7 protein-coding genes are annotated in these 6,685 nt (G+C 73.0%); 3 read left to right on the top strand and 4 right to left on the bottom strand.

Features of this window, described 5'->3' with window-relative positions; genetic code table 11:
• Positions 1–500: UDP binding domain-containing protein (locus FNQ90_RS08520; RefSeq protein ID WP_323379844.1), on the top strand; the 500-nt coding region annotated here is incomplete at its 5' end.
• A 314-nt stretch (positions 501–814) separates the two neighbouring features.
• On the top strand, positions 815–952 hold the full coding sequence (locus tag FNQ90_RS08515; RefSeq protein ID WP_182605809.1) for a hypothetical protein: 138 nt from the start codon (positions 815–817) through the stop codon (positions 950–952).
• 93 nt (positions 953–1,045) lie between these two features.
• On the opposite strand, the gene FNQ90_RS08510 is transcribed toward FNQ90_RS08515, so the two are convergent.
• The 4 genes from FNQ90_RS08510 to FNQ90_RS08495 all read right to left on the bottom strand — a co-directional run bounded on the left by FNQ90_RS08510 (position 1,046) and on the right by FNQ90_RS08495 (position 5,632).
• The gene (locus FNQ90_RS08510; protein WP_143617796.1) at positions 1,046–2,161 is read right to left on the bottom strand and encodes a GuaB3 family IMP dehydrogenase-related protein; all 1,116 of its coding nucleotides are present in this window, start codon (positions 2,159–2,161) and stop codon (positions 1,046–1,048) included.
• A gap of 228 nt (positions 2,162–2,389) precedes the next feature.
• Positions 2,390–3,916: an IMP dehydrogenase gene (guaB, locus tag FNQ90_RS08505; protein WP_182605808.1), complete on the bottom strand. Its 1,527-nt coding sequence runs from the start codon at positions 3,914–3,916 to the stop codon at positions 2,390–2,392.
• Positions 3,917–4,009: 93 nt separating this feature from the next.
• Positions 4,010–4,585 (bottom strand): RNA polymerase sigma factor ShbA, encoded by a 576-nt coding sequence (gene shbA, locus FNQ90_RS08500; protein ID WP_153426644.1) that lies wholly within the window; start codon positions 4,583–4,585, stop codon positions 4,010–4,012.
• A gap of 435 nt (positions 4,586–5,020) precedes the next feature.
• Entirely contained in the window at positions 5,021–5,632 is a 612-nt protein-coding gene (locus tag FNQ90_RS08495) for a response regulator transcription factor (protein ID WP_143617800.1), read from the bottom strand.
• Positions 5,633–6,322: 690 nt separating this feature from the next.
• Between FNQ90_RS08495 and FNQ90_RS08490 the strand changes: the two genes are divergently transcribed.
• The gene (locus tag FNQ90_RS08490; RefSeq protein ID WP_143617801.1) at positions 6,323–6,637 is read left to right on the top strand and encodes a WhiB family transcriptional regulator; all 315 of its coding nucleotides are present in this window, start codon (positions 6,323–6,325) and stop codon (positions 6,635–6,637) included.
• Positions 6,638–6,685: the final 48 nt, after the last annotated feature.

The raw sequence follows: 6,685 nt of genomic DNA, 5'->3' as shown, positions 1-6,685 counted from the left end.
GCCCCGGCCCCGGCGGCCCCTGGCCCGCCATCGACCCCGGCCGCCTGCCGGGTGTGCGACGGGGTCCGGGCGGGCCCCCGCGCATGGTGGAGTCGGCGCGCTCGGTCAACGAGCGGATGCCGGCCTACGTCACCGAACGCGTGGGCGCCCTGCTCAACGACCACGGCAAGTCGGTGCGCGACGCCCGGATCCTGCTGCTGGGCGTCACCCATCGGGCCGACACCGCCGACCGCACCGGCTCCCCCGCCGACGAGATCGCCCACCGCCTGCTGGAGGGCGGCGCCCGACTGAGCTACCACGACCCGCACGTGCCGCACTGGACCCCCGGCGGCCGACGGGTGCCGCGCGCCGACTCCCCCCACGAGGCCGCCGCGACGGCCGACCTGACCCTGCTGCTCCAGGCCCACGCCGTCTACGACCTCCAGGGCCTGGCCGCCAAGTCCCCTCTCCTGCTGGACACCCGGGGCGTCACCCCCGCCGGGGCGGCTCACCGACTGTGACGCGAGGACGGGGACAAGCCGGGACTTGATGGGGCGAAACGCGCGCCTCGCACCTCGGAGAGACCCGGGATGCGACCCGGGGGCGGCCCGGCGCGTCACGGCCCGTCGTCACCCGAGGGTCATCCCGTGTGACGCGAGGGGTGGAACACTTCCCGAGGGGCACGCGATCGATCACACCGTGTGACGAGATTCCGTCGGTCACCCCCGGTGACCCGGCGTGCGGCCCCGTCCGTGCCGAAGCCACCGGCACCGCCCGCCCGCCCACCGGGGCCCGGTGCCACGGCGCGGAGGAAACGACCCGACGGAGGCGAACCATGAGCACCGGACGATCGGGGCCGCTCGGCCCCGCCCCCCGCCGGCACCGGGAGTTGATCCGACAGGGCGCCGACAAGATCCGTCGCAGTTGTCGGCGGGTGATCCATCGGGGTTCCGGCACGCCGTTCACCGGCTGATCCGTCCGGAGCGATCCGCGCCCGAGCGGACGCCGGGGGCGGAGCCGTCCCCGTGGCGCGGGCCGGACGGGTCCGGCCCGCGACGGGACGGGGTCAGCGCGCGGGCGACACCGTCACCTCGACCCGCTGGAACTCCTTCAGCTCGGAGTAGCCGGTCGTGGCCATGGCCCGGCGCAGGGCGCCGAAGAAGTTCATCGAACCGTCCGGGACGCGGGAGGGGCCGAGCAGGATCTCCTCCGTGCTGCCCACCGTGCCCAGGTGCACCTTCTTGCCGCGCGGCAGCTCCTCGTGCGCCGCCTCCATGCCCCAGTGGTGGCCGCGACCGGGCGCGTCGGTGGCCCGGGCCAGCGGGGAGCCCATCATCACCGCGTCGGCGCCGCAGGCGATGGCCTTGGGCAGGTCACCGGACCAGCCGACGCCGCCGTCCGCGATCACGTGCACGTACCGGCCGCCGGACTCGTCGAGGTAGTCCCGCCGGGCGGCGGCCACGTCCGCCACCGCCGTGGCCATCGGCACCTGGATGCCCAGCACGTTGCGGGTGGTGTGCGCGGCACCGCCGCCGAAGCCCACCAACACCCCGGCCGCGCCGGTGCGCATCAGGTGCAGGGCGGCGGTGTAGGTGGCGCAACCGCCCACGATGACCGGCACGTCCAGCTCGTAGATGAACTGCTTGAGGTTGAGCGGTTCGGCGGCCGAGGAGACGTGCTCGGCCGAGACGGTGGTGCCCCGGATCACGAACAGGTCCACGCCCGCGTCCACCACGGCCTTGGAGAACTGCGCGGTGTTCTGCGGGGAGAGGGCGGCGGCGGTGACCACACCGGCGTCACGCACCTCGCGGATGCGACGGCCGATCAGGTCCTCGCGGATGGGAGCGGCGTAGATCTCCTGGAGCCGGCGGTTGGCCTCGGCCCCGTCCAGTTCGGTGATCTCGGCGAGCAGCGGCTCGGGGTCCTCGTGCCGGGTCCACAACCCTTCGAGGTTGAGGACTCCCAGGCCGCCCATCTCCCCGATCCGGATGGCGGTGGCCGGGGAGACCACGGAGTCCATCGGCGCTGCCAGGAAGGGCAGTTCGAAGCGGTAGGCGTCGATCTGCCAGGCGATCGAGACCTCCTTGGGGTCGCGGGTGCGGCGGCTGGGCACCACGGCGATGTCGTCGAAGGCGAACGCCCGCCGGCCGCGCTTGCCCCGACCGATCTCGATCTCAGTCACGTACTCGAACCCTTCCTGCTGTGCCCCGGCGCGCGGGTGCGCGCCGCCGTCCCGGTCCGCGCCGGGCGGACCCAGTATTCCCGGCCGGGTGGCGGGGGGACACGTCCCTCCCGCTCCCGGCACGCCGCGCCCGCCGGAACACCGTCCAGTCGGGAGCGTCCCGCGACACGACGGGGCCCGCGCGGCCGGCCCGGCGGGTGCCGGCCGGCCGCGCGGGCCCGTGGCCGCTCAGCGGCTGACGTAGTTCGGTGCCTCGGTGGTCATCTGGATGTCGTGCGGGTGGCTCTCCTTGAGCCCGGCCGCGGTGATCCGCACGAACCGGCCCTCGGACTTGAGCTCCGGCACCGTGCGGCACCCGAGGTAGTACATCGACTGGTTCAGGCCGCCGATCAACTGCTGCACCACCGAGGCCAGCGGGCCCCGGTAGGGCACCTGGCCCTCGACGCCCTCGGGCACCAGCTTCTCGTCGTCGGTGACGCCCTCCTGGAAGTACCGGTCCTTGGAGAAGGACCGGGTCTCCCCCCGGCTGCGCATGGCGCCCAGCGACCCCATGCCCCGGTAGGACTTGAACTGCTTGCCGTTGATGAAGCGCAGCTCACCCGGCGACTCCTCGCAGCCCGCCAGCAGGCTGCCGAGCATCACCGTGTCGGCGCCGGCCACCAGCGCCTTGGCGATGTCGCCGCTGTACTGCAGGCCGCCGTCGCCGATCACCGGCACTCCGGCGGCACGGGCCGCGAGCGCCGCGTCGTGGATGGCGGTGATCTGCGGCACGCCCACGCCGGCCACCACCCGGGTGGTGCAGATGGAGCCGGGGCCCACCCCCACCTTGACGGCGTCGGCCCCGGCGTCCACCAGTGCCTGCGCGCCGTCCCGGGTCGCGACGTTGCCCGCCACGACGTCCACGGCCGCGTAGTTGGACTTGATCTTGGCGGTCATGTCCGGGACGAGCTTGGAGTGGCCGTGGGCGGTGTCCACGACGATGAAGTCCACACCCGCCTCGATCAGCGCCTCGGCGCGCTCGTAGGCGTCGCCGGCCACGCCGACCGCGGCGCCCACGATCAGCCGACCGTCGGCGTCCTTGGCGGCACGCGGGTACTTCTCGGCCTTCACGAAGTCCTTGACCGTGATCAGACCGCGCAGCATCCCGGCGGCGTCCACCAGGGGCAACTTCTCGATCTTGTGCCGGCGCAGCAGTTCCATGGCCTCGGGGCCGGAGATGCCGACCTTTCCGGTGACCAACGGCATCGGCGTCATGACCTCGCGGACCTGACGGCTCTGGTCGGTCTCGAAGGCCATGTCGCGGTTGGTGACGATGCCCAGCAGCTTGCCGGCGGCGTCGGTGACCGGGACGCCGCTGATCCGGTAGCGGCCGCAGATCTCGTCGGCGTCGCGCAGGGTGGCGTCCGGACGGATGGTGATCGGATCGGTCACCATGCCGGACTCGGAGCGCTTGACCTCGTCGACCTTGGCGGCCTGGTCCTCGATGGAGAGGTTGCGGTGCAACACGCCCGCCCCGCCCTGACGGGCCATGGCGATGGCCATCCGGGCCTCGGTCACCCGGTCCATCGCGGCGGAGAGCAGGGGGATGTTGACGCGCACGTTGCGCGAGAGCCGGGAGGAGGTGTCGATGTCCTCCGGCGTCATGTCGGCCGCGCCGGGCAGCAGCAGGACGTCGTCGAACGTCAGCCCCAAGGGGGCGAACTTCTCGGGAACCTCCGGCACCCCGCGGGTTGCTCCGTCGGTGTTACTGGTCATGACACCCTTCCACAGCTCTTGCCCGACCCGGACCACCATGCTAGTGCCTGCGGCCGGCCCACCCGCCCGGCGGCGGGAGGGGCGGGCCGGGGCTCATCGATCGGCGAGGGCCCGCAACCGGCTGAGCGCGCGGTGCTGGGCCACCCGGACGGCCCCCGGCGACATGCCCAGCCGCCGTCCGGTCTCCTCGGCGGTCAGGCCGACCGCGACCCGGAGCACCACCAGGCGGCGGAGGTGGTCGGGGAGTTCGTCCAACAGGTTCTTCGCCCACTCGGCGTCGCTGCTGAGCAGGGCCCGCTCCTCGGGGCCGAGCGAGTCGTCCGGCCGCTCGGGCATCTCGTCGGAGGGGACGGCGGTGCTGCCGGGTCGGCGCAGGGCGGCGCGCTGGAGATCCGCCACCTTGTGCTGGGCGATGGCCACGACGAACGCCTCGAAGGGACGGCCGGTGTCGCGGTAGCGGGGCAGGGCACAGAGCACCGCCAGGCAGACCTCCTGCGCGAGGTCGTCCACCAGGTGCCGGGCGTCGCCGGGCAACCGGCTCAGCCGGGTGCGGCAGTAGCGCAGCGCCAGGGGGTGGACCAGGGCCAGGAGGTCGTGGGTGGCGCGGGGATCCCCCTGCGCCGCACTCCGGACGAGGGCGCCGATCGCCGAGCTCTCGTCTTCGCGCATCCCCCCATGGTGCACCCCCGCTCCGGTGTTCGAGTCGCCGCGAGCGGAGTTGTGCACCGAGTTGTTATCGCTCCGGTCCCCCGTCTCCACCGGGGCGCGACCATCGCCCCCATCCCCCGAACGGGTGACGGGGGGGAGAGCGGGGAGAGCGGTGACGGCGCCTTCGCCGAATTCGGGGGGAGGCCCCCCACCGGGAGGCGGGTCACCGGCGTCACCGGCGTTCTCGGGGGCGTCCGCCACACCGCCCACCGATGCCCCGGGGCATCGGTGGATGGTGTGCTTCACGCGGGTATCGACCGTCATGTCCCGGGCCCTCCCCTCACGCCTGGCCGTCTCGTCACCGGGAAGCGTCATGCCTCCAGCATGCGGCACGCCGGGAGGTTTCGACCCCGGGCGGGCCCGGCGCCGGACCCACCGCCCGCCCGGGACGCCGCCTCAGCGCACCAGGCCCCACCGGAAACCCAGCGCGACGGCGTGCGCCCGGTCCGAGGCGCCCAGCTTCTTGAACAGCCTCCGGGCGTGGGTCTTGACGGTGTCCTCGGAGAGGAACAGTTCGCGACCGATCTCGGCGTTGGAGCGCCCGTGGCTCATCCCCTCGAGCACCTGGATCTCACGGGCCGTGAGGGTGGGCGCGGCCCCCATGTCGGAGGAGCGCAATCGGCGCGGGGCCAGCCGCCAGGTGGGGTCGGCCAGGGCCTGGGTGACCGTGGCCCGCAGCTCGGCGCGGGAGGCGTCCTTGTGCAGGTAGCCGCGGGCGCCGGCGGCGACCGCGAGGGCCACGCCGTCCAGATCCTCGGCCACGGTCAGCATGATGATGCGCGCGCCGGGGTCCGCGGACAGCAGACGGCGAACGGTCTCCACACCTCCCAGGCCCGGCATCCGGACATCCATCAGGATGAGGTCGGAGCGATCGGCGCTCCACCGGCGGAGGACCTCCTCGCCGTTGGCCGCGGTGGTCACCCGCTCCACACCGGGCACTGTGGCCACCGCGCGGCGAAGCGCTTCTCTGGCCAGGGGGGAGTCGTCACAGACGAGGACGGAAGTCATGGCCGCCCTCCGCAGCTGATGCGCATCACCTTGGAACCTCCAGGCTGTCGTGCAGTCTCACCGTGCGGATGGGGTCGGGTCCGCGAACCCGAAGCCTGTGCCACCCGCCTCACTCTCTCAACGACGGTCACCCGAAAGAGTTACGGGCCTCTCACGGGGTGTTCATCGGCCGGATGGGGGCCGGCCGGGGCGCCCGACTCCGGGCATCGGGCGGGGCCGCGACCCGGGACGGCGTCGACGGCCGACCCGGAGCCCGACCCGTGCCGCGCGGGGTCCGGGCGTCCGAAGGGTCAAGAAGTCGGAAAGGTTGGGACGGTTGGGGCCGCGACGGTGTCGGGCTCGGCCGGTCGGGCAGGCGCGATGTCGGAAGCGCCCGACCACCGCTTCCCGAACGGGGTCCCCGTCGCGTGATCAACACCCTACGTGACGCGACGGTGACGCGACAGGGTGATCAGCGTCGACACGCCGAACATTCGTTTTTGCACCATTTGGACATGCTTGCATTGGCTGATGCTTATATGTCTATATTCAGTTGGTAGTCATATTTACATTCGCCTTCTCGCGGAAGGCGTCCGGGACCGGCATCACCGAACCCACCGACCCGTTACCGCCCCCGCCTCGGCCCGCACCGGACCGACCACCGACCGGAACCACCACAGCGGCACACTGCACGTACTCGAGGGGATACTCATGGCAGACTTCTCCCGCCTTCCGGGCCCCAACGCGGATCTCTGGGACTGGCAGCTGCTGGCCGCCTGCCGCGGTGTGGACAGCTCCCTCTTCTTCCACCCGGAAGGGGAGCGGGGCGCCGCCCGCACCGCCCGCGAGGCCTCCGCCAAGGAGGTCTGCATGCGCTGCCCGGTTCGCGCCGAGTGCGCGGCCCACGCGCTGACCGTCCGCGAGCCCTACGGGGTCTGGGGTGGCCTGACCGAGGACGAGCGCGAGGAACTGCTGGGCCGCGCCCGGCGCGGCCTGGTCCGCGCCGCCGGCGACCGGCACCACTGAACCCACCGACCCCGGAGCCGACCGGAGTCGGCCCGCACACCCACCCGC

Source organism: Streptomyces alkaliphilus (assembly GCF_014141535.1).
In the GTDB taxonomy this organism is placed as follows: Bacteria; Actinomycetota; Actinomycetes; order Streptomycetales; family Streptomycetaceae; genus Streptomyces; species Streptomyces alkaliphilus.
The sequence above is the reverse complement of the archived record's forward strand: the minus strand, read 5'-3'. Positions and strand labels throughout refer to the sequence as shown.

What these genes read in the sequence shown, in the direction of transcription:
- FNQ90_RS08495 (WP_143617800.1), bottom strand. Translation starts at nt 5,632, where the DNA reads ATGACTTCCGTCCTCGTCTGTGACGACTCCCCCCTGGCCAGAGAAGCG.
- FNQ90_RS08490 (WP_143617801.1), top strand. Translation starts at nt 6,323, where the DNA reads ATGGCAGACTTCTCCCGCCTTCCGGGCCCCAACGCGGATCTCTGGGAC.
- shbA (WP_153426644.1), bottom strand. Translation starts at nt 4,585, where the DNA reads ATGCGCGAAGACGAGAGCTCGGCGATCGGCGCCCTCGTCCGGAGTGCG.
- FNQ90_RS08515 (WP_182605809.1), top strand. Translation starts at nt 815, where the DNA reads ATGAGCACCGGACGATCGGGGCCGCTCGGCCCCGCCCCCCGCCGGCAC.
- guaB (WP_182605808.1), bottom strand. Translation starts at nt 3,916, where the DNA reads ATGACCAGTAACACCGACGGAGCAACCCGCGGGGTGCCGGAGGTTCCC.